The sequence below is a fragment of the Methylophilus sp. Q8 genome (assembly GCF_000800115.1).
Taxonomy (GTDB): domain Bacteria; phylum Pseudomonadota; class Gammaproteobacteria; order Burkholderiales; family Methylophilaceae; genus Methylophilus.
On record NZ_JUHE01000001.1, the window covers coordinates 88,841 to 110,229 of the forward strand.

The window sequence follows — 21,389 nt, forward strand, 5'->3', positions numbered from 1 at the left end:
AATCCATTAAGCTGTTAAAAACGGATAGTCAGTATAGCCATGCTCGGTACCACCATAAAAAGTCGCTGAGTCTGCTGTATTGAGGGACGCATTGCTAGCAAAGCGCGCCACCAGATCGGGGTTGGCAATAAACGGCACACCGTAAGCCACCGCATCGGCATGACCGCTGGCAATCGCCGCATCACCGCGCGCCTTGTCATAACTCAGGTTAGCGATATAGCCCTTATTAAACAACTGACGGAATGTCGCAAAGTCAAACGGCTCAGACTCACCGCCGCCATGAATACCACCTTCCACCGCATGCAGGTAAGCCAGGTTGAATGGATTCAATGCCTGCGCAACATGATTAAACGTCTGCTGCGGCTGACTGTCTCGCATATCATTAAATGGATTCACCGGAGATAAACGTACACCGACTTTATCGGCGCCTATGGTATTGACCACAGCCTGCACCACCTCCAGCAAAAGGCGCGTACGGTTTTCAAGGGAGCCGCCATATTGATCCTGGCGCTGATTGCTACCATCGCGCAAAAACTGGTCTAGCAAATAGCCATTCGCCGCATGCACTTCCACGCCATCAAACCCCGCTGCAATGGCACAACGTGTGGCGTGCACATAATCCTGCACAATGCCAGCCAACTCAGCAAGATCCAACGCCCGTGGCGTCACGTAATCTTGCAAACCCTGATAAGTAAACGCCTGGCCAGCAGGCTTCAAGGCCGAAGGTGCAACAGGCGTAGCCTGGTTAGGCAGTAAGCTAGGGTGTGAAATACGCCCCACATGCCACAACTGAATCACAATTTTGCCGCCCTTGGCATGCACAGCATCAGTGACTTTTTTCCAGCCCGCGACTTGTGCGTCCGTATAAATGCCTGGCAACGCCGGATAACCATGCGCCATTGGCGAGATCGGTGTAGCCTCAGTAATAATCAGGCCTGCCGTTGCGCGCTGCTCGTAATAGGTGACGTTCATTGCCTGCGGCACACCGCCCTCGCCCGCACGGTTGCGCGTCAGTGGCGCCATGACCACACGGTTTTGCAAGGCAATGTTGCCCAACTTGACTGGTGAAAACAAATCCAATGCCATTTACCTGCTCCTTTAAAGGTGAGTAGTCGCGCAGGCACTTCGCCCGCGCAGCCACTTGCTTAATTACGCTTACTTGGCTTTCACGCCTTCAATCAGCAAGGTGATTTCAATATCATCCCCCACAGGCGCGTTCGCACCTGCTGCCCAGCCAAAACCATAATCTGAAGCCTTGATAGTCAAATGACCTTCAAAACCCGCACGTTGACCACCCCATGGATCAGCGCCGTAACCCAACACTTTGACCGGGATATCCACCACTTTGGTCACGCCATGGATGGTCAATTTGCCTTGCATCACCGCCTGCGTCTGGCTACTGGCGGTAAACTTGGTGCTTTCAAACAGAATTTGCGTGTACTTGCCCACATCCAGGTATTTGTCCGCCTTGATATGCTCGTCACGCTTGCCGAAACCGGTATTCACACTGCTGACATTAATCGCCGCACGTACAGTTGCCGTATTCAGGTTGGCAGGATCCAGCGTCACCACACCGGTCACATCGTTAAAAGTACCCGTAGTTTTTGACACCACATGGCGAATGCTGAAGTTAGCAAAGCTATGGGTAGCATCGATGTTGTAGGTATCGGTCGCCGCCCACACCTGTGAAGCTGTTAACAACCCCAGCGCAAGAATGATTTTTTTCACTTATAGTCTCCTTCGTTTTTAGTTAATCGCTGCGTTATGCAGATTTTGAAAATCGCTTGGTCGTCGTTGCCACACGCTCACCCAAGTGCTCAGCCGTCAGCAAATCACTCTGAATCGGCGCCAAATCCGGGCCTTGATCGGAGTTGGCCTGCGCCATGGCGCCCAAAAAGCTACCCAAACGATTTAAGTCGTTGACCGAACCATTGCTGTGATTGTTCCCCGGCAGTAAACCCAAACTGACCCAAATCATGCCATGCTGGGCTGCAAAGACTGACAATTGCGCCAAGGTGTTTAACTTATCACCACTCTGGCTGGCCGAAGTGGTGAAACCTGCGGCAATTTTGTCTTGCCAGTCACGCGTAAACCAGGCTTTAGAACTGGCATCCATAAAGGCTTTAAATTGCGCAGAAGCAGAGCCCATATAGGTTGGGCTACCAAAAATAATCGCATCACTGGCCTTGAGCAAATCCCATTGCTGCTGCGCCTCATCCACCGTCAGCAGACTCACCGTCACGCCCGCCACTTTTTGTGCGCCACGCGCCACTGCTTTGGCCTGCTCAGCCGTGTGTCCATAACCACTATGATAAACAATTGAAACCTGAGTCATTTTTTAGCTCCTTATCAATAATTCAAACGATTATTCGCCAACTTGTGGCAAATCAAACCACAACACTTCACTCTCATTGACAGCGCGCATACTCAACTCACTCGCCGCATCCACCGTCATCGCATCACCCGCTTGCAGGCGCTGGCCATCTATCTCCACTTCGCCACGGGCAATATGCAGATAAGCAGAGCGGCCCGCCATGACATGTACAGGCAAAGCCGCATCGGCCGTCAGCACAGTGGCATACAGTGACACATCCTGATGTACTTTTAATGACCCTGCCTGCGCACCAGGCGAAGCAATCAGCGCCCAGCGATTTTGCTTGTCTGCCAAAGGGATGGTTTTGTCTTCATAACCAGGCGTCAGCCCCAAAGTATCAGGCGTAATCCATATCTGTAACAAATGGGCAGTGGTTTGCGCGGAAGCATTCATTTCACTGTGGCGCACACCAGTCCCTGCCGTCATGCGCTGCACATCACCGGCGCGTATCACTTCACTATGGCCCATGCTGTCGGTATGCCGCAGTTCACCTGCCAGCATATAGGTAATAATCTCCATGTCCTGATGGCCATGCATACCAAAACCGGTCGTTGGCGCAACTTTGTCATCATTGATCACGCGCAACACCGAATATCCCATATGCTCAGGGTCGTAATAACTGGCGAATGAAAAGCTGTGAAAGCTTTCCAGCCAGCCATGGTTAGCGTAACCACGTGTATTGGAAGGGCGAACATGTAACATTTATTCACTCCATTTGAAAGATTAACTGTATGATAAAAAAACACTTAATCTTTTGATAGCAAAACATTTTGCATCTCTTGTTCAGTTTTTTTGATTAACCTCACATGACAATCAAACTCAGTCTCGAAGCCCTCGAAGTCATTGATGCTATCGACCGCAAAGGTAGTTTTGCCGCCGCAGCCGAATCCCTTTATCGCGTGCCTTCTGCGCTAACCTACACCATTCGCAGGCTGGAAGAAGATCTGGGGCTGGAATTATTTGACCGTAGCGGTCATCGCGCCACACTCACACAAGCAGGCCTCGAACTGCTGAAAGAAGGCCGCTACCTGCTGGACGCGGCACACACACTGGAACGACGCGTGCAGCGTATTGCTACGGGCGTAGAAACCGATATCGCCATTGCAATCAGCGACCTGTTCGATTTCAAGCCCATCCTGCATATCCTGCAAGACTTTTACCAGCAAGGATTCGGCACCCGTATCAAGTTACTGCGTGAAGTCTACGGCGGTAGCTGGGACGCATTACAATCTGGCCGGGCTGATATTTCAATCGGCGCGCCCGGTGATGCGCCACCCGGTGGGGTATTCTCCACCCATTTGCTCGGCCAACTGGAATTTGTATTTGCAGTTGCCCCGCATCATCCACTGGCCGCCCTGCCAGAACCCTTAAGTGCCAGCGATATCGTGCAACATCGCGTGGTAGCCGCGGCCGACAGCTCACGTAACCTGCCACCGCGCACCTCAGGCATTCTCTCCGGCCAGGATATTTTGACCGTACCGGACATGCAAACCAAATTGCAGGCACAAATTTCCGGCATTGCCATTGGCTATCTGCCAAAATCCCTGGCCCAGGCCGCCGCAGAAAACGGGCAACTCATGATTAAACAGGTATCTGAGCCCAAGCCGGTTGGCCCCACATTTATTGCCTGGCGCCAGCAACGTCCATCTGAAATCGGCAAAGCCATGCAGTGGCTGCTAAAACAATGTTCGCAACTGCCATTGGAGCAATTGCTGAGCAAATGATTTATCATCATCCATGTATGATGAAATGGACGCAATATGTCACAAGAACAACTGCCTGAAGAATTTGAACCGCTTAACCGTATTGCCATTAAAGCCATGCTTTGGCTCAATGGCCTGGCGCATATCATTATTGGATTGGCGCTGGCGACTTCAGTCATCATGTTCACCTGGCTGTTTTTTCTCGACGTCAAAGAAGCCGCCTACGCCCACAACCTAGTACATGGTTTTTTGCGCGCGCTAGGCACGCTGATGTTGCTCTGGTCGATCTCGGCCCTGATTTCTGCTGAAATCCGCTATCTGCGCGGCCACAAACTGCTGGTAGAAACATTTATTGAAGTCGTACTGGTCATGTTTTTGCGCAAACTGATCGTGCTGCCGGTACAGGACGCGACACCCACCTATGAAGAAATCGGCATCTGGCTGGCAGGTGCTTTTATTATGGGGCTGGTGTACATCCTGATTCGCCTGGCCGATAAAAGCAGCAGCAGGTAACCAGCACATGCAAGATGAAGACTTTATGCGCCAGGCCATGATGCTGGCAGCCGAAGCTGCTGCTCTGGGGGAAGTCCCAGTCGGTGCTATTGTCGTCAAAGATGGCATCATCATTGGCAAAGGCCGTAACGCCCCGATCAGCCTCAACGACCCGACTGCACATGCCGAAATCCAGGCTATGCGCGAGGCCGCCCAACACCTGGGCAATTACCGCCTGGTAGACTGCACACTCTACGTCACACTGGAGCCCTGTGCCATGTGCAGCGGTGCCATCCAGCACGCCCGTATCGCACGGTTAGTGTATGGCGCCAGCGATCCCAAAACCGGCTGCTGCGGCAGTGTGGTGAATCTCATGGCTGAACAGAAACTGAATCACCATTGCCAAGTCAGCAGCGACATACTGGCCGCAGAATGTGGCGCGCTGTTGAGTGATTTTTTCAGGCAACGCAGACTGGAAAAATCAAAAGTTTGATTCATTACCGAACACAGCATCTTTAAAAACAACAAACCCGCCATTGGCGGGTTTGTTTTCACTACTTAATTAAACGCAATTAAGCAGATTTACGACGGCGAACAACAGCGCCCATCAAACCCAAACCAGCCATGAACATAGCATAGGTTTCAGCTTCTGGCACTTGAGTCACGGTATAGCCTGCAATCCACATTTCAGCAAACTGACGACCACCTTCATTAGCTGAAGCACCCTGAACGATACGCACAGCATTATCTGTCCACTGATAGGTCAGGCCTTCGGCACTAAACTTCAACAAATACAAACCGGAGTTTGGATTGTTTTCACCAATGCTGACGTCAGTGCGGATAGCCACTTTATCCAAATCCTGATAGGCACCAGTCTGAGCGGTACCGGCAACATAAGATGCAACGTAGTCAGAACGTGCCGGATCGCGCAAGCGATAGCCAGTTGTACCGGAACCATAAACTGCTGAGCCGGAAGTCCATGCGGCAGACAATGTATCTACATCAGACAGGCCAGTACGCACAACAGAATTGATCTCAGTAATGCCATTGGTGTTATTCAACAGTTTGAAGTAAGAGCCAATGATGTAGGAGTTGGTATCGCTCTCGTACCATACTGTATCAATAAACGAACCCACCACATTGCCATTAATTGGAGAAAGTACGCTTGATGTGGTTGATGCCAGCTGTGTCCATGTCGTTGGCAAGCTGCTAATGTAAAAAGCATCGGTCAACGTATTGGAAGTGCTACCGGCTGTACGCTCGCCTGTATTCACGACTGTTGTAAAATTGCCCGCATAAGCGCTATTCGCAGCGAAAGTAACGGCAGCGATCGCCAAAGTTTGTTTCCAAATTGCTGTTTTCATATTAAGATTCCCTCACAAAAGTTGTTTTTAAGTGGCGGGGTAGCGCAAGCTCCCCGCTCTTTTTTCATGGCGCTATAATAAATAACTGCTATTTAGCAGCCTTTGAATGACGGCGACGTGAAACGATACCCGCAACACCCAAGCCAGCCAGCAACATGGCATAGCTCTCTGGCTCTGGTACTGGCGTGGTGATTGCTGTTGGGATAAACCCAGTAATAAATCCACCTGCTGGACTTTGGCCTTCTTCACCAGACTGATAAAAACCAATCGCTTTACCCAAGGTATAAGAAGTGGCATCGGTCTTCACCAGGTATAAACCAGACCACGGATTGTCCTCTGCCACACTAAAGTCACCTTGCTGACGAACCACATCTGCATCGTAATCAAACGGGCCTTCACCTGCTGTTGAGTCTGTTTTTACAGCCGTGTATTGGCGCAAATCGGAATCAGTCAGAAATGTCCATGCCACAGAGGTGCTGTAACCGGTAAAGCCATAGCGATACAAGAAGTTAGCTTCATCACCATTGTTTTCGCGATTCAGGTAACGCGTACCGAATACCAGACTGTTGTCAGCACTGTCTCTGAACACGAAATCATAAATGTCAGCCTGTGCAGAACCTGGCGCCAAATCCACACCAGTGGTTACTCGCCAGTCGATCAGCGTCAAGGTACCCGTTGCCAGCTCAGTATCAATATCAAACGCCGGAAACGCGCGATAGGTTAAAGACGTTGGTACAACGTTGCCACTGCCACCACTTTGAAAGTCAGTGGTATCACCATAGCCTGACTGGTAACTGACATTCGTTGCCAAAATAAACATGGAATCAACGAACGCATCGTTATCCCCTTCAACCACATTATTGGTTAAAGACTGAAAATTACCAGCACTGGCGGTATTCGCTGCAATCGCGAACACACTTGCCAATAAAACACTCTTTAGCTTCATTGCATTCTCCTCAAGATTTATTTTATAAACATATATTCATGGCAATGCGCTGTGCCATGCGACACAGCGTTGCTTTATTGTTTTTTACGGCGGGAAGCGAATGAAATCACACCCAAGCCTAGTGCCAGCAAGGCATAACTCTCTGGCTCTGGCACTGGAATGACTGTCAACACACCGCTAGCTGCGTCATAGGTATAACCAAAGCCATATCCCAGTGGACTTAAAACCGCAATACTGGAAAACGCACCGGTTGAACTTGTGAAATCAAACAAGTCAAAAGTATCGCCCGCATTACCGGTGTAACCATTGATAAATGAAAGTTTTAATACACCACCAAAGGTGAGATTGCCATTAACAGTCAGATGGTCATACTGTGTGCCTTGAAGTAATCCGCCGATCTCAAACAGAGCTTCGTTGCTCGCGCCAAATACCACATCGCCATTCACGGTCACAGAACCAGGGCTATTACCCGCAGAATAACCGCCGTTGAACACAAAAGTGCCACCACCACCTAATAGTGCGCCCACTTGCTGGTTAAATGCGCCATTGAAAGTCGCGGTTGTACCAGTATTCGCATTAATGTGTGAGCCGTTGGTCGCAACCACTGAACCACCAAATTGCGCATTACCGTATTCAACAGTGGCCGTCCCGCTGACATTCATATTGCTTGTATAGCTACCACCATACATTTTGACGGTCTCACCAGCCGCCACACCACTTTCCAACTTGGTTGGGGCATAGCCTGACAGGGATACCGACAGGACTGACTGGCCTTCTTCACCGCCCTGACGAATCTTGATCGCGTTATCAATCACCTTGAAAGCCGTCGCATCCGTGCGAATCAAATACAAACCGGATTGCGCATTACCCTCGGAAGCATTCACGTCTGTACGGAAATCCACCACATTTGAGTTATAAACATCGGCACCCTGCTTCAGGCCAACATTACTCATCGCCGCGCTATAGGCCCTCAAATCGCTACTGGACAAGCGGGTCCAGCCTGCTTCCACTTTAAAACCCTCGTAGCCATAACGAAAAATGTCATTGGCCTCAGACAAGTTTCTCTGGCCATTAATCGGGCCAAAATAAAGACGGGAGCCAATCACCACAGAATTGGTGGTAGTGTCCATAAACACGTAATCACTAAATGTACCGGCATACAATGCGTCTGTCGTACTTGCAAAATTAGTGTCTACCTTACTGATCAGTGACAGTGTGGAAGGAAAACTGTACACGCCACTCTGAACCACTGGCGCGATGTAGAGCTTGTCAGACAAGACATTTGCCGCACCGGAACAACGAATGGTTGTCGCACTGGCAACACCGCAGCCTGGCTGTCCAGCCGCACTTGGCAGCGTCACAAATGCAGCGTTTGCATTCATGGAAAACAAGCCAGCGGTCAACAGTGCAGAAACCACGCCCGAAATATATTTAATCTCCATAACCTACCCTCGAATTAAAAATGAATTATTTTTTAAACATCATTGCAAATGCCATACCAACTTCACCAACCACCTCAATTACAGATAAAACAGTCTCACAAAGCATTTATTTTTCAATCACTTATAAAAAATCACCTACCATTCAATCCATGCAAGCATCTGTATCAAGCCACACGCATTACAATCAAAACCACTGAATTCAGGTTTTAATAAACCACCCATACAACCACATGGCTACTTACAACCAGGCTTAATCCAGTTTCATTTTTCGCTGCTTCCAATCCAGGTCATAACTCAAACCAAACCACGCTGCGCGCGGCGCGCCCGGTCCAATAAAGGTGGTGTTCTTCCACTGGTCAGAGTTGTAGTTAAAGCCCGCAGCATCAGTCGCTGCACCACCGCTCGTAGGGGTAAATGGTGTTCGTCCAAGGTTGCCCGCCGTGGCATATTCACGGTCAAACACGTTGTCCAGGCGTGCAAATAAGGTAAAACCGTTATCAAACTTGTAATTGGCACGAAGATTAAAGACCGCGTAGCCTGGGATACTGCCATCGCCGATAAAGTCATACGGGTCGGTAAATGGATCAGTTGCATCTCGTTTTTTATGCTTATTATTTTCATTGCCACGCACAAAAGAGGACGAATGCATCACCATATTGAGTGTGACGTCGAACCTCTTATTCGCCGCGTAATTCCAGCTTGCTTGCACAATGTGATTAGGCATGCCGGGCAACTGGTCGCCCGGCCTGATATAGACGTAATTCTGGTTTTGTACGCTGTCTAAGACGTTACTACTGTTATTCGGGTTAATAATGGTGGAAGGTGACTCAAACGTCGCCCGCATCCAGGTGTAATTAAGGCTCAGCCGGTGATCTCCCCATTTGCCTGCAATGCTACTTTCAATGCCCTGGCGCAAAGTCTGGCCAAAGTTATCAAACACACCACGGTTTTTACGGCCAAGTGGCACAAACAAAATGTCATTTGTGAGCTCTGTGCGGAAGAAACTTAAATTCCAGTTTAAATTTTCGCTACCAAGAAAACTGGTCGAGATGCCTCGAGTACCCGCCTCATAAGAGGTGGAGCGGACTTGCTTGAGATAAGGGTCAGCCGTGAGGGAAGTCGGTATCGCGCAACCAAATTGATAATTTCGATTGTTTTCAATCTGCGTCCTGTCAATCGCACAGCCCAATTCAATGACAGACGGCGTACGGGAGCCGCGACTCACATTGCCATAAGCCACAAGATTAGGCTTAATCTCCCAGGTGAGGCCAAACGAAGGATTGAAACTACGGTACATATAATCTCCTTTGGAGCATATGTACTTTCCGCGATCAGAAGTATCCGTCAAATCCACAACACATCGCTCGCGGGAAGGATCAAAATATGAGCCTGTGCCGTCATCTTCAAATTGATAGAGGCTTAAACCGCGCTCTGATCGCAAGTCATTTTTCACCCGGGTGTGATTAAACCTGGCCCCCAAGGTCATATGCAGATCATCCCTGGGCGACCAGGTATCACTGACAAATATGCTTTTAGTGGTGCTGCTACCAGTCAATTTATTGCGAATGATTGGAAACTTTGCCGCCACCAGCCCAAGATCAGTGTAATAACTGGGATTCTGAACCAGCTCCCGATCAGGACCAATATCCGCAAACATTTCCGCCTGCATGAAGTCAACATCATTCGTGTCGTAGGTAATACCGGCAGTCAACTCATTTTTGTCGGTCACAAAATTCATTTGAAAAGCCAAGCCCTCCCCGCCCTGTTTGAGGTCAGACAAACTGAACACACCATTCGGGATCAGTCCCGCGCACCCTGAGCCTGGCGAAGATGAAGTTGAAGATGATCCATCCGGCAGGCTGCCATCCGGGCAATTCACACCAGCCCGTTCTGAAAGTTGTGGGAAATCATCATAAAAGTCTCCCCCGATCGCCTTTTGTTTGACGCTGCGCTTATATGCCAGACCGGAAAAAGTCAGATTGTCATTCAGGTCAAAGCGACCAGTGAGGTTGTAGTGTTCCAACCCATTCTTGTTTTCATCCGGTGAGGTGAATACGGCTTTTCTATCCTGCTCATACATCTCGTATGGCACCACACCATTGCCAGTCAAGGCCGTGTCCACATTCAAGGCAGTAAAATTGAGCTCGCCATAATCACTACGCATGGTTGCACTGGTAAACAACTGCCGAACATTGGATGGAGAGTTGCTGCGCCAGCCATCCTCCTTGAAATGGTTATAGGCCACAAACAGGCCAAGCCTGCCATTATTAAAACCATTGGAGAATTGCATTTGTTCACGCCCCCAGGCGCCACCCATCACCTCAGCGTGCGCCTGGTTGTGCGTAAACCCGTTCTTGGTAGTAAGCGCCAAGGCACCACCTAGCGTATTAAGGCCAAACATCGGATTAGAGCCAGGAATCATATCAAGGCTGGCGATAGCGTTCATGGGAATAAAATCCCAATTCACAACTTCACCAAAGGCCTCGTTGACACGCACACCATCCAGGTAAACAGAAATCCCTTGCGGGGTGCCGATCTGTGGCGAGGCGGTAAAACCACGAAAGTTCAGATCCTGCTGAAATGGATTCCCGGCATAATCATTGATGGTGACCGATTGCATTGAGTTATTCATTAAGTCAGTGATATTGATTGACTTTGAATCCGCGATTTCTTTACCACTAATGCTTTGCACATTGGTGGTCATTTTTTCTTTATCAATCACCAGACCAGGCAATGGCGTAATGACACTACGCCGCTTCGCTTTAACCACGACTTCATCAAGCTGTATCGCACGTTGAGAATCTGCGCTCTTCTGCTCGTTACTGGCAGCATCATCGCCACCATCTGCCGCCATTGATACACAAGAATAGGTTGCAAGAAACAACACTGATTTTATTTTTTTATTTAACATACTTCCCCTCCGCAGGGGAAGATTGCAAAAATCAAACCATCTCAACCAAGATAATTAGATCAATATAATCAGTCAGTTACGATTTAATTAATCTTTACAACCACTTTTTACGGTTGCAGTCAGCCGACTTGGCTGCAATAAACCATACAGAGAAAACCATTTGCTACGCAATAAACATCGCGCAAATAAAAAAAGCCCGCGTTAAGCGGGCTTTTGTTTCATAACAACCAGTTATTGCTTAAGTAGATTTTCTACGGCGCACAATAGAACCCATAATGCCTAAACCAGCGAGCATCATGGCAGCCGTTTCGGCTTCAGGCACTGAGGCGACTGAGACATTCAATAGCAATGCCCCCATGTTGTCACCACCACCATTTTTAAATACGACCGAGGCTAATGAGTTAGAAGCAAAGTTCACAGTACGTGTATAAATAGTGACTGGCGCATCAGAAGTCAGGTTAAAGGTTTCGTTATAGCTACCAAAACTGACGTCTACTGTATTTGACTCACCACGTGTACTGCCGGACAAGACGAACTCCAGTGTATACGTCCCGGCAGCAACATTCAGGGCTTTGGAGCTAAAGTCACCGGCGTCACTTGTACTGCCATCCAAATCGATATATAAGCCGTTACCAGGGTAGAAATCAAAATAGCCATTACCAATTACATCGACTGTGCCGTTGGTCACGGTCCAGTTACCAGCAAAATCAGTCACATTTAAACCAGCGGTATAACTATCAAAATTATCTGAAAAAATCACTGCGGACTGAGCAGGTGCTGATAATGCGCCACACACAGCAACCGCACACAAAGTTTTTGTTACTACTGACATACATCCCCCTTCTCAACCGTTGTAAAAATTAGAACGACAACTGTATGCCTGATATGTATTTAATGCAATACCCCAAATGGGCTAATAAAAAACCCGCCAACTGGCGGGTTTTATTTGAATCTTAATCTATGTGCTTAATCGCGGTTGCCCAGTAAAGCGAGCAGGATGTTCAACAAGTTAACAAACAGGTTGTAGATATCCAGATACAGATTCAGGGTTGCCATCACATAGTTGGTTTGACCACCACGTACGATCTGGTTGACGTCATACAAAATGTAGCCTGAGAAAATCAGTACGGACACACCAGAAATGGCCAGTGACAAAGCAGGAATCTGGAAGAACATATTAGCCAAACCAGCCACAATCGCCAGGACCAGGCCGATCATGAGGAACTTGCCCATGCCGCTGAAATCACGCGCAGGTGAAGAACCGATGGCAGCCAGACTCAGGAAAGTAATTCCTGTACCGGCAGCAGCCAGACCAACGATCTCGGCACCGTTACGCAAATGCAGTGCAAATTGCAGAATCGGGCCTAACATCACGCCGAAAACAAAGGTCATGGCCAACAACAACCAGACGCCTACACCACTGTTCTGGTTCACAGCAATCAGTTTGAACATGCCGAACATCACAGCCATAAAGCCAATGGCAAACATGAACGGATGTGCGGCCATCCAGCCAAAATTCATTTGCATGCCGACATAAGCACCAATCACCGTCGGCACCATGCTCAAGCCGAGCAAAGCATATGTATTACGCAGCACGCGATTTTGCGCCGTGGATACATTACCCTCACGACCTAAAACTTGCATATCTGACATAGTGTTTTTTCCTCTCAATAAAACTTTTTTAAAACTTACTTAGGATTAAGATAATGGCAAACGCACAAAGTTTCAAGTTTTAATCATGACATTTGTGTGAAGCTCTCTGTTAGCTAAAGCTTCCAGATCGCGTAACAAACCAATGCAATCAAAATGATACGTGTGATTTGATAGACATTTTTATTCCACTTTTTAAAACGACGGCGATATTGCCCAACGACCCAGGCATAGTGGAACAAACGGTTAATCACGCCAGTTTGGTCCCCTGCTTCGTTCGGTGAACTAGCGGCAGTGACAATAGTATTCGCCAGGAAACGATTGATTGCCTGTGCCCAGCCATAGCGCATGGGGCGCTCAATATCGCAGAACAAAATCACACGCGTTTCGTCGGTCTTGTTATACGCTTCATGGATATAGGTTTCGTCAAACATCACCGCCTGACCATCGCGCCAGCTATAGTCTTCACCATCGACACGGATAAAACACTGATCATTATTAGGCGTCGCCAAGCCCAAATGAAAACGCAAGGAGCCCGCGTACGGGTCACGGTGCGGGCGCAGATGCGCACCTGGCGGCAACTCAGCAAACATGGCCGCTTTCACACTGGGAATACTTTGCAACAAAGCCACTGTTTTCGGGCAATAAATACTGGCAGAAGGATGATGTGCGTCATACCATTTAAGGTAGAAACGCTTCCAGCCGGTTTTAAAAAACGAGTTAAAACCCGCATCATTATTGGTTTGTGCCGCCGCAATGCGCTCTTGTTCACGCACGTGCAAAGCTTCTTCACGAATTTCCTGCCAACGGTCGGTGATTAACTTCAGTTCTGGGAACTCATTCACTGACAAATAAGGCGTGGTCGGTGCCTTTGAGAACAGGTATAAAAACACATTAAACGGTGACACGATGCCTGAGTGGTCAAACACCTGGCGGTAAAAACGATGTCGCACTTTACCGCGAAAGTGAACATAACTGACCGAGGATAAGAATATCCCGAGAATAATCCATTTCATAATCGATACCGTTGCTTACACAGTTATTAGATTGCTATCAATAATAGACTAGCTTAGCGCATCACCGTTGATTCAGGCAAACAAATCAGACTCTTTTTGACCAACCATGGCCACCCTTTTTATTGCATCCACATAATAAGCGGATTCACGCAACCCAACCATGTCCTGCGGATGGTGCCCGCCATGCATGCGCGCCAGGCGCGCAATACTTTGTGCCGAGATTTTCCAGTCCAGGTTTGCCAGTAATTCATCTGCCAAATCAGGGCGGTTACATAGCAAGACCATATCGCAACCCGCACTCAACGCCGCCAAGGTGCGCGCTGTCACATTCCCTGCGACGGTCGCACCTTCCATGCTCAAATCATCACTAAAAATCACGCCATTAAAGCCCAGGCGTTCACGCAATACCTTCTGTAACCAGCGCGGTGAAAATCCGGCAGGTTTTTCGTCCACTTTAGGGTAAATCACATGCGCAGGCATCACTGCGTGCAAGCCTTCGTCTATCATGCGTACAAAGGGCTGCATATCGTTTTGCGCAATCTGGTCAAACTCGCGCTCATCGACCGGGATACTCACATGCGAATCCGCCACCACAAAGCCGTGGCCGGGAAAATGCTTGCCCACCGCCGCCATCCCAGCCTTTTTCAGGCCTTGCATTAAGCTAAAGGCCAGCTCATTAATGGCCTGCGGGTCTTTATGAAATGCGCGGTCACCAATCACCAGGCTATCGCCATAATCCATATCGAGCACCGGCGTGAAACTAAAATCCACGCCATGGGCACGCAACTCAGCACCCAGCACATAGCCTGCTTCCACGGCTAACTCTTTGGCCTTGCGTGGATTTTTATCCCAGATATGCCCAAATTCACGCATGGGCGGAATCTTGGTAAAGCCTTCCCGGAAGCGCTGTACACGGCCGCCTTCATGATCGACTGCAATTAACAACGGCGGCTGGCGTACTGCATGGATGCTTGCCGTCAGCGCCTTGAGCTGCTCGCAACTCTCAAAGTTACGCGCAAACAAAATCACCCCGCCTACCAGCGGATGTTGCAAACGGCGGATGTCGTCAGCAGATAACTCTTTGCCAACCACATCCAGCATGACGGGACCTAAAGACATAACATATTCCTATTGTTCAAATTTCAAGCACATTTTAATCGATAAAGACTGGTGATTTCTTTGGCACGTGCCTCATACAAAGGGTCAGACTGATCACTGGCCTTGGCATGTTTAGGCGCAATATCCAGTTTTTCAACAACCTGCAAACCCGCCTCATTGATCCACTCGGCCAATGCCTCAGGCTGACGCAAGCCAATATGCTCGGCTAAATCCGACATCACCAGCCATGCTTCACCATCGGCGGTTAAATGCGTTTTCAAACCACTTAAAAACCCTTTCAGCATACGGCTATCCGGGTCATACACCGCATGCTCAATCGGCGCATTGGCTTTCGCGGGCAACCAGGGTGGGTTACAGACGATCAGGTCAGCTTGCCCTTCCGGGAACAAGTCTGCTGGCAGGACCTGAATATTGGTTTGCATATTCAAGCGTTGCACATTCTCTGCAGCACACGCTAATGCGCGTGGGTTGTTATCTGTGGCAAGCACCTGTTTCACGCCGCGTGCTACCAAAATGGCTGCAATCACTCCCGTACCAGTACCGATATCCCAGGCCACTTGCGGGCTGTTAAGAGGGGCCTGATCTATGAGATCAAGATACTCACCACGCACAGGGGAATACACCCCGTAATAAGCGTGGATACTGGCATTGAGCGCATGAATCTGCACGCCTTTTTTACGCCATTCATGCGCGCCCACCATGCCCAGCAGCTCACGTAATGAAAGCACCAGCCTTGCGGGCAGTTTGTCGGTTTTTTCGTCCACAATCAACGCGCCTTGCACCGCAGCTTTCACATCAGGGGCGCGAGGTAAATCGCAACCACCGTGCTTGAGTTCAATCAATACTTTGTTTGTGATATTGGCACGGCCAATCTGGCGCGCGCGATGCTGGTGAAAAGCTTCGAGCATGGTCGCCGCAGGTTTAACCGGTTTACGGTCTACGCGGCGCGTAATGGCCTGTAACAGTTGTTTGGCATTTTGAAAGTCACCGCGATAGAGCAATGCAGTGCCTTCACAAGCCAGGCGGTACGCCTCATCCGCCTTAGTGGTATCGTCCGCGATCACCACCGCTTTCGGCGGCGGGTTACCTGCTTCAGATTGCCAGTCGGCGGCTTGCGTCTTTTTTTGTTCGTACCAGTTAATCAGGTTCAATGGGGTTCCGATAATGAGAAGTTATTAAATGTGGCCAGTTTAAAGCTTAAACGGGCTAAAGTCGGTGTGGGTATCGTAATAATCTTCATTTTCAGCACGTTTGAGAAATGCGACTATTTTGTAGGTGACTGGCGTAAATGCGACTTCGACCAGCACTTTGGCCGTGAATTGTGCCAGCACGATTTGCGGCATCATGGCATCGGGGAATTCGCCTGAGCCGTAAAAGGCCAGCGGAAAAAACAGGATGGTGTCGACCGCTTCACCGAAGATGGTCGATCCTATGGTGCGGCTCCATAGCCAGCGGCCCTGGGTCAGGATTTTCATTTTGGCCAGCACAAACGAATTGACGAACTCGCCAGCCACAAACGATACCAGCGAGGCAATGGCAATGCGCGCCGTGGAGCCGAACACCGATTGATAGGCCGCCTGATCGTGCCATTCTGGCGCCGGTGGCAGCGCTACGATCACCCAAGCCATGAGGCTGGCAAAGGCCAGGCAGATAAAGCCGGTCCAGATTACGCGGCGCGAGGCGGCATAACCGTATACTTCGGTCAGGATGTCACCAAAAATAAAGCTGATCGGGAAAAACATAATGCCGGCGCCAAACGTCAGCGCCCCCAGTAAGGGCACATGAACCTCGGTAATTTTGCCAGGGCCGATGAGATTGGAACAGACCAACACCACGGCAAACGCCGCCATGATCAGGTCATAGTAACGATACTGTTTTCTCATGAATGACCTTTTCCAATCATCTAGCCCTCGCTGCGCACATCCAGTTTGTCACGCAATACATCGCCGCCCAGGTTAATGGCCAGGATCAGGCTCATCATGCACACGCCCACAGTGAGCACATAGTGTGGTGCCACCAGCATAAAACGCACGGCATCACGCAGCATGGCGCCCCAGGAGGCATTGGGCGCCTGTATTCCCAAGCCAAGAAACGACAATGACGCCTCGGCAATCATCACGCTAGCCATACTGTAAGCGGCCTCCACCAGCAAGATTGATATCAGTAGCGGAAAAATATGTAATGACATCACCCGCAAGCTGCTGGCACCTAAGGACTCCGCCGCCAACACATGCAAGCGCTGACGCAATGCCAGTGACTGGCCGCGCGACAACCTGGCGTAGGTCACCCAGCCGGTCAGGCACAGCGCAAGAATCAGGTTGTTAATCCCCGCGCCCAGCACCGCCGCAAACGCAATCGCCAGTAACATTCCTGGGAACGCCAGAAAAATATTGGTCAATTGCATCAGTACGGCATCCATCTTGCCGCCTTTATACCCGGCCACCAGGCCGATGCTCAGGCCAACCGTCATCGTCACGGCAGTAACAACCACAGTAACCAGAAAAGAAACCTCTACCCCGCGAATAACGCGCGCCAGAATATCGCGCCCCAAATCGTCTGTGCCTAGCCAATGTTGCAGACTCGGCCATTGCAGAATGGCGTTAAGGTCAATCTGGTTGGGATTCAAACCAATCGCATGCCCCAGCAGCACGGCAAGTAGCCAAAAGCTCAAAGTCAGCAACGAAAAGGCTTTCATGCTGCGCCTCGCGTGCGCGGATCCAGCCAGCGATAAACCACATCCGTCACCTGATTGATCAGCACATAACTAAACGCCACCACCAGCACACAGGCCTGCGTCACCGGGTAATCGCGTTTTTCTATGCTATCTACCAGCAAGCGGCCAATGCCGTTCCAGCTAAAAATGGTTTCGGTAATCACGGCGCCGGCCAATAAGCTACCCATTTGCAGACCGACAATAGTCACCAACGGTAATAAGGCGGCGCGTAATGCGTGCTTGAGCAACACTTGCCGCTCGCTCAAACCTTTGGCACGCGCGGTGCGGATATAATCCTCATTCAATACTTCCAGCAGGCTGGTACGCGTCATGCGCGTCAAAATGGCGCTTAAGCCCAGTCCCAGTGTCAGCGCTGGCAGCACAATGCTGACAGCACTGACCATGCCACTCACAGGCAACCAGCCCAGCCAGACCGCAAACACCAGCATCAACACCGGCCCCAGCCAGAACGCAGGCATCGCCGCCAGGCGGATACTCAACATAGTGATCATCACATCTTGCCAATGCCCGGCCTTGAGCGCAGACCAGATGCCTAATGGAATACCGATAGACAGCCCTATTGCTAATGCAACCACAGCCAGTAATAACGTGGCCGGGTAGGCCTGCCATAACAGTTGCGAGATCGGGGTTTGTGTGTGGATAGAGGTACCAAAATCCCCTTGCAGCAGATGCATCACATACTGGCCGAACTGCACCAGCACAGGCTGGTCCAACCCCAGTTGCGCTTTGAGTGCGGTGCGGTCAGCAGCACTGGCAGACTCACCCAGCATGACATCCACCGGGTCGCCCGGCACCAGATGCAGCAAGGCGAAGGTCAGGCATAGCACCCCGAAGACCACGGGCAATAGTGTGGCAAAGCGCTTAATCATCCGCCTCACAAATGTTAACGGTGGTACCGACGGGCACCAGCTCGAACAATTCGATCAGGTCCGCATTGCGCATGCGTACGCAGCCATGTGAACCTGGCACACCCAGCACAGTCGCATCCGGCGTGCCGTGGATATAGATATAACGCTGCATGGTATCGACATTACCCAGGCGGTTTTTGCCCGGCTCAGTGCCACTCAACCAAAGAATGCGGGTTAAAATCCAGTCACGGTCAGGAAATTGTTCTTTGAGCGCTGGTGTAAATATTTCCCCGGTCGGGCGGCGCCCAACAAACACGGTATTTTCAACTGCCCCGGCGCCGATCTTGGCGCGGATAATGTGCGCACCCAATGGTGTACAGCCACTGTTTTTAATACAGCCGACACCATTGGCCGCCGTAGAGACGTCATAGCGCGCCACTTGCCCGCCATTGTCATCAAACACCGTCAGCGTTTGCGCCGGAATAGAGATCTCAATATGCATAACCATTATTCTAAGCGATTTGCCCGTGATAGACGGAGATTTGATGCAACACGGTCTCTGGCAATAAAAATTCCATTAAAATCCGATTCACTCACTTAGTTATTTTATTCATCGCTAGACTCAGGGCAATCGCATGGCACATCACGAATTACACTTTTTACAACGCAGCGGCTGGCTGCGCGCGGCTGTGCTGGGCGCCAACGATGGCATTATTTCTACCGCCAGCCTGCTGATGGGCGTAGCCGCCGCCGGCACTTCTCACCAGGCCTTGCTCATGACTGGTGTCGCCGGGCTGGTTGCAGGTGCGCTTTCCATGGCTGCAGGAGAATATGTGTCAGTGAGTTCACAAACGGATATCGAACTGGCAGACCTCGCCCGTGAAGCCGAAGAGCTCAAGGAAAACCCGGAAAGCGAATTGCGTGAGCTGACTGGTATTTATATCCAGCGCGGCTTATCTCCAGAACTAGCTAAACAAGTGGCACAAGCGCTATCAACACATGACTCACTGGCCGCGCATGCGCGTGATGAGCTGGGCTTGCACGACATCAACCAGGCGCAGCCATTACAAGCGGCCATGGCCTCGGCGCTGGCCTTTGCCAGTGGCGCCATCTTGCCATTGATCACCGCCTGGCTGGCACCGCATACGCAAGCACAAACCTGGTTAACGGTAAGCACCCTGCCATTTTTAGCCTTGCTGGGGATTGTCGCTGCGCGCACTGGCGGTGCGAGCATCGTGAAAAGTGTCAGTCGTGTCGTCGTTTGGGGCGCACTCGCCATGGCGGCCACGGCGCTGATCGGTCACTGGTTTGGCGTCAATCCGTGATCCGTCACCCCAATAAGCACTAGTCTTTAGCCGCTTTAAAAACCACGTGTGCCAGACCGTCCAGATTGCCGTCTGGCATGGGCTGGTAAGCCGCAATGGTATTGCGGTAGGCGACAAACTGCCCTTCATACCATAGCGGGATCACTGGCAATTGACTATGAATGCGCTGCGTCACCGCTGGCCAATCCTCTTTTTCCAACAATTGATCCAGCACGCCATCCTGATAGCGGCCACGGTTGAACCCCTGTGGCGGCAAGCTATTAGAAGCAAATACCTGGCTGTAAATCTCCGGTGTTTTAATACCAACCCAGGTCAGGCCATACAGCTGAAAATTACCTTTTTGCACATCGGCAAAAAAGGTGCCCCAATCCAGGCTCTTGATTTGCAGGTCTATGCCCGCCTCCTGCATTTGCGCCTGCAAAATCGTCGCTAGCCGCACGCGCTGCGGATCCGTGCTGGTTTTATAAGTCAGCGTCAGTGGCAACTTAATGCCTGCAGATTGCAATAATTGCCTGGCCAGTGCCGGTTGATAAGGGTAAGGCTGCAAGGCCACATTACCGGCATAATGCTCGGGCGGCAAGATGGCACTGGCCTGGCGGCTATGGCTGACCATGACTTTATCAATAATCGCCTGGGTATCAATCGCGTAGGCAATCGCGCGCCTGACGCGTGCATCGCGCAGAAAATCGGCCTGTACATTCAACCCTAGATAAGAATAATTGGCACCTACCCCGGTTTTCACCGTAACATTAGGCTGTTTTTGCAAATATTTAACCAGCTCTGGCGGCAAGTCTCCCTGGATCAAATCAGCTTCACCGCGTTTGAGTTTGAGCACCCGCACATTGGGGTCTTTCACTTCGTCAAAACGCACGTTGAGGCCATCACTTAAGCGCTGCAACTGCAATGCTGACTGCCACTGATCCAGTTTAAACGGCCCGCTCCCCACAGGCGCATGGCCAAAGTCATGCCCGGTCGCAATCAGGCGGGCTGGCAAAATGCCGACCATCAAACGCGCAGCAAAGTGAGGGTCCGGGCGGCTGAGTTCAAAATCGATGGTGTTGGCATCCAGCGTTGTAATCTGCTGGATATGCTTGAATTCAGCGGTGTGCGGCGAATCCTTGAGTTGTAGCAGGCTATCGTAGGTCGCTTTCACATCCTCAGCCGTCAGCGGCTGGCCATCGTGGAAGGTGGCAGATTGAGATAACTGGAAGCGGTAATGCGTCGCATCGCGCATTTGCCAGGTCGCCAGCCCAGGCACTTCGCGCGAGCGGCTATCGAACTCCACCAGGCGCTGGTAAATCAGGCGATTAATGCGTTCAGAAGCGGCATCCGTCGCATAACGTGGATCCAGATTCACCGGGGCCTGCGCCACAGCAAACACTAGTGAACGCGGCTCGTTTGACGGCTGGCAACCACTCAACGCCCACGCTAACAACACCCCCGGCAATAACCGGCCTAACATCCT

At 50.5% G+C, this 21,389-nt stretch carries 22 protein-coding genes; 4 read left to right on the plus strand and 18 right to left on the minus strand.

What is annotated here, in order from left to right; translation table 11 throughout:
• Positions 1–6: 6 nt before the first annotated feature.
• The 4 genes from GQ52_RS00455 to GQ52_RS00470 all read right to left on the minus strand — a co-directional run bounded on the left by GQ52_RS00455 (position 7) and on the right by GQ52_RS00470 (position 3,076).
• A complete protein-coding gene (locus tag GQ52_RS00455) occupies positions 7–1,086 on the minus strand; it encodes an alkene reductase (protein WP_047514130.1) in 1,080 nt (359 codons plus the stop codon).
• A 69-nt stretch (positions 1,087–1,155) separates the two neighbouring features.
• Positions 1,156–1,728 carry a YceI family protein gene (locus tag GQ52_RS00460; RefSeq protein ID WP_047514133.1) on the minus strand — a complete coding sequence of 191 codons (573 nt, stop codon included), beginning with the start codon at positions 1,726–1,728 and terminating at the stop codon, positions 1,156–1,158.
• A gap of 34 nt (positions 1,729–1,762) precedes the next feature.
• Positions 1,763–2,335, minus strand: coding sequence for a flavodoxin family protein (locus GQ52_RS00465; RefSeq protein ID WP_047514136.1), 573 nt, complete (start codon positions 2,333–2,335; stop codon positions 1,763–1,765).
• Positions 2,336–2,365: 30 nt separating this feature from the next.
• Positions 2,366–3,076 (minus strand): pirin family protein, encoded by a 711-nt coding sequence (locus GQ52_RS00470; RefSeq protein ID WP_047514138.1) that lies wholly within the window; start codon positions 3,074–3,076, stop codon positions 2,366–2,368.
• A gap of 104 nt (positions 3,077–3,180) precedes the next feature.
• Between GQ52_RS00470 and GQ52_RS00475 the strand changes: the two genes are divergently transcribed.
• From GQ52_RS00475 to tadA, 3 genes are read left to right on the plus strand one after another with little or no spacing between them, the layout of a single operon-like run.
• Positions 3,181–4,098 (plus strand): LysR family transcriptional regulator, encoded by a 918-nt coding sequence (locus tag GQ52_RS00475; RefSeq protein ID WP_047514141.1) that lies wholly within the window; start codon positions 3,181–3,183, stop codon positions 4,096–4,098.
• 36 nt (positions 4,099–4,134) lie between these two features.
• Positions 4,135–4,590, plus strand: coding sequence for a phosphate-starvation-inducible PsiE family protein (locus tag GQ52_RS00480; RefSeq protein WP_019881802.1), 456 nt, complete (start codon positions 4,135–4,137; stop codon positions 4,588–4,590).
• 7 nt (positions 4,591–4,597) lie between these two features.
• A complete protein-coding gene (gene tadA, locus GQ52_RS00485; protein ID WP_047514145.1) occupies positions 4,598–5,062 on the plus strand; it encodes a tRNA adenosine(34) deaminase TadA in 465 nt (154 codons plus the stop codon).
• 79 nt (positions 5,063–5,141) lie between these two features.
• Here the strand turns inward: tadA and GQ52_RS00490 are convergent, their stop codons facing one another.
• The 13 genes from GQ52_RS00490 to GQ52_RS00550 form a co-directional block, all read right to left on the minus strand.
• A complete protein-coding gene (locus GQ52_RS00490; RefSeq protein ID WP_235272866.1) occupies positions 5,142–5,933 on the minus strand; it encodes a PEP-CTERM sorting domain-containing protein in 792 nt (263 codons plus the stop codon).
• An 88-nt stretch (positions 5,934–6,021) separates the two neighbouring features.
• Entirely contained in the window at positions 6,022–6,849 is an 828-nt protein-coding gene (locus GQ52_RS00495) for a PEP-CTERM sorting domain-containing protein (RefSeq protein WP_235273406.1), read from the minus strand.
• Between the two features lie 104 nt (positions 6,850–6,953).
• Positions 6,954–8,321 (minus strand): PEP-CTERM sorting domain-containing protein, encoded by a 1,368-nt coding sequence (locus tag GQ52_RS00500; protein WP_047514151.1) that lies wholly within the window; start codon positions 8,319–8,321, stop codon positions 6,954–6,956.
• Between the two features lie 250 nt (positions 8,322–8,571).
• The gene (locus GQ52_RS00505; protein ID WP_235272870.1) at positions 8,572–11,175 is read right to left on the minus strand and encodes a TonB-dependent receptor; all 2,604 of its coding nucleotides are present in this window, start codon (positions 11,173–11,175) and stop codon (positions 8,572–8,574) included.
• A 295-nt stretch (positions 11,176–11,470) separates the two neighbouring features.
• Positions 11,471–12,064, minus strand: coding sequence for a PEP-CTERM sorting domain-containing protein (locus GQ52_RS00510; RefSeq protein ID WP_019881797.1), 594 nt, complete (start codon positions 12,062–12,064; stop codon positions 11,471–11,473).
• Between the two features lie 134 nt (positions 12,065–12,198).
• Complete coding sequence (locus GQ52_RS00515; RefSeq protein WP_047514158.1) at positions 12,199–12,885, minus strand: Bax inhibitor-1 family protein; 687 nt, start codon at positions 12,883–12,885, stop codon at positions 12,199–12,201.
• Between the two features lie 113 nt (positions 12,886–12,998).
• Positions 12,999–13,898: a lipid A hydroxylase LpxO gene (gene lpxO / locus GQ52_RS00520; protein ID WP_036298644.1), complete on the minus strand. Its 900-nt coding sequence runs from the start codon at positions 13,896–13,898 to the stop codon at positions 12,999–13,001.
• A gap of 72 nt (positions 13,899–13,970) precedes the next feature.
• Positions 13,971–15,017: a beta-N-acetylhexosaminidase gene (gene nagZ, locus GQ52_RS00525; RefSeq protein ID WP_047514162.1), complete on the minus strand. Its 1,047-nt coding sequence runs from the start codon at positions 15,015–15,017 to the stop codon at positions 13,971–13,973.
• 23 nt (positions 15,018–15,040) lie between these two features.
• Entirely contained in the window at positions 15,041–16,168 is a 1,128-nt protein-coding gene (locus GQ52_RS00530; protein ID WP_047514164.1) for a class I SAM-dependent methyltransferase, read from the minus strand.
• A 39-nt stretch (positions 16,169–16,207) separates the two neighbouring features.
• The gene (locus GQ52_RS00535) at positions 16,208–16,900 is read right to left on the minus strand and encodes a queuosine precursor transporter (RefSeq protein WP_024929757.1); all 693 of its coding nucleotides are present in this window, start codon (positions 16,898–16,900) and stop codon (positions 16,208–16,210) included.
• A 20-nt stretch (positions 16,901–16,920) separates the two neighbouring features.
• Entirely contained in the window at positions 16,921–17,712 is a 792-nt protein-coding gene (locus tag GQ52_RS00540) for an ABC transporter permease (RefSeq protein WP_047514167.1), read from the minus strand.
• A complete protein-coding gene (nikB, locus tag GQ52_RS00545) occupies positions 17,709–18,620 on the minus strand; it encodes a nickel ABC transporter permease (RefSeq protein ID WP_047514169.1) in 912 nt (303 codons plus the stop codon). The genes GQ52_RS00540 and nikB overlap by 4 nt, the downstream gene beginning before the upstream one ends.
• Entirely contained in the window at positions 18,613–19,101 is a 489-nt protein-coding gene (locus tag GQ52_RS00550; protein WP_047514172.1) for a L,D-transpeptidase, read from the minus strand. Before GQ52_RS00550 ends, nikB begins: the two co-directional genes overlap by 8 nt.
• A 133-nt stretch (positions 19,102–19,234) precedes the next feature.
• On the opposite strand from GQ52_RS00550, the gene GQ52_RS00555 reads away from it, so the two are divergent.
• Positions 19,235–19,924: a VIT family protein gene (locus tag GQ52_RS00555; RefSeq protein WP_047514174.1), complete on the plus strand. Its 690-nt coding sequence runs from the start codon at positions 19,235–19,237 to the stop codon at positions 19,922–19,924.
• A 19-nt stretch (positions 19,925–19,943) separates the two neighbouring features.
• Here the strand turns inward: GQ52_RS00555 and GQ52_RS00560 are convergent, their stop codons facing one another.
• The gene (locus GQ52_RS00560; protein WP_047514177.1) at positions 19,944–21,386 is read right to left on the minus strand and encodes an ABC transporter substrate-binding protein; all 1,443 of its coding nucleotides are present in this window, start codon (positions 21,384–21,386) and stop codon (positions 19,944–19,946) included.
• Between the last annotated feature and the right edge of the window lie 3 nt (positions 21,387–21,389).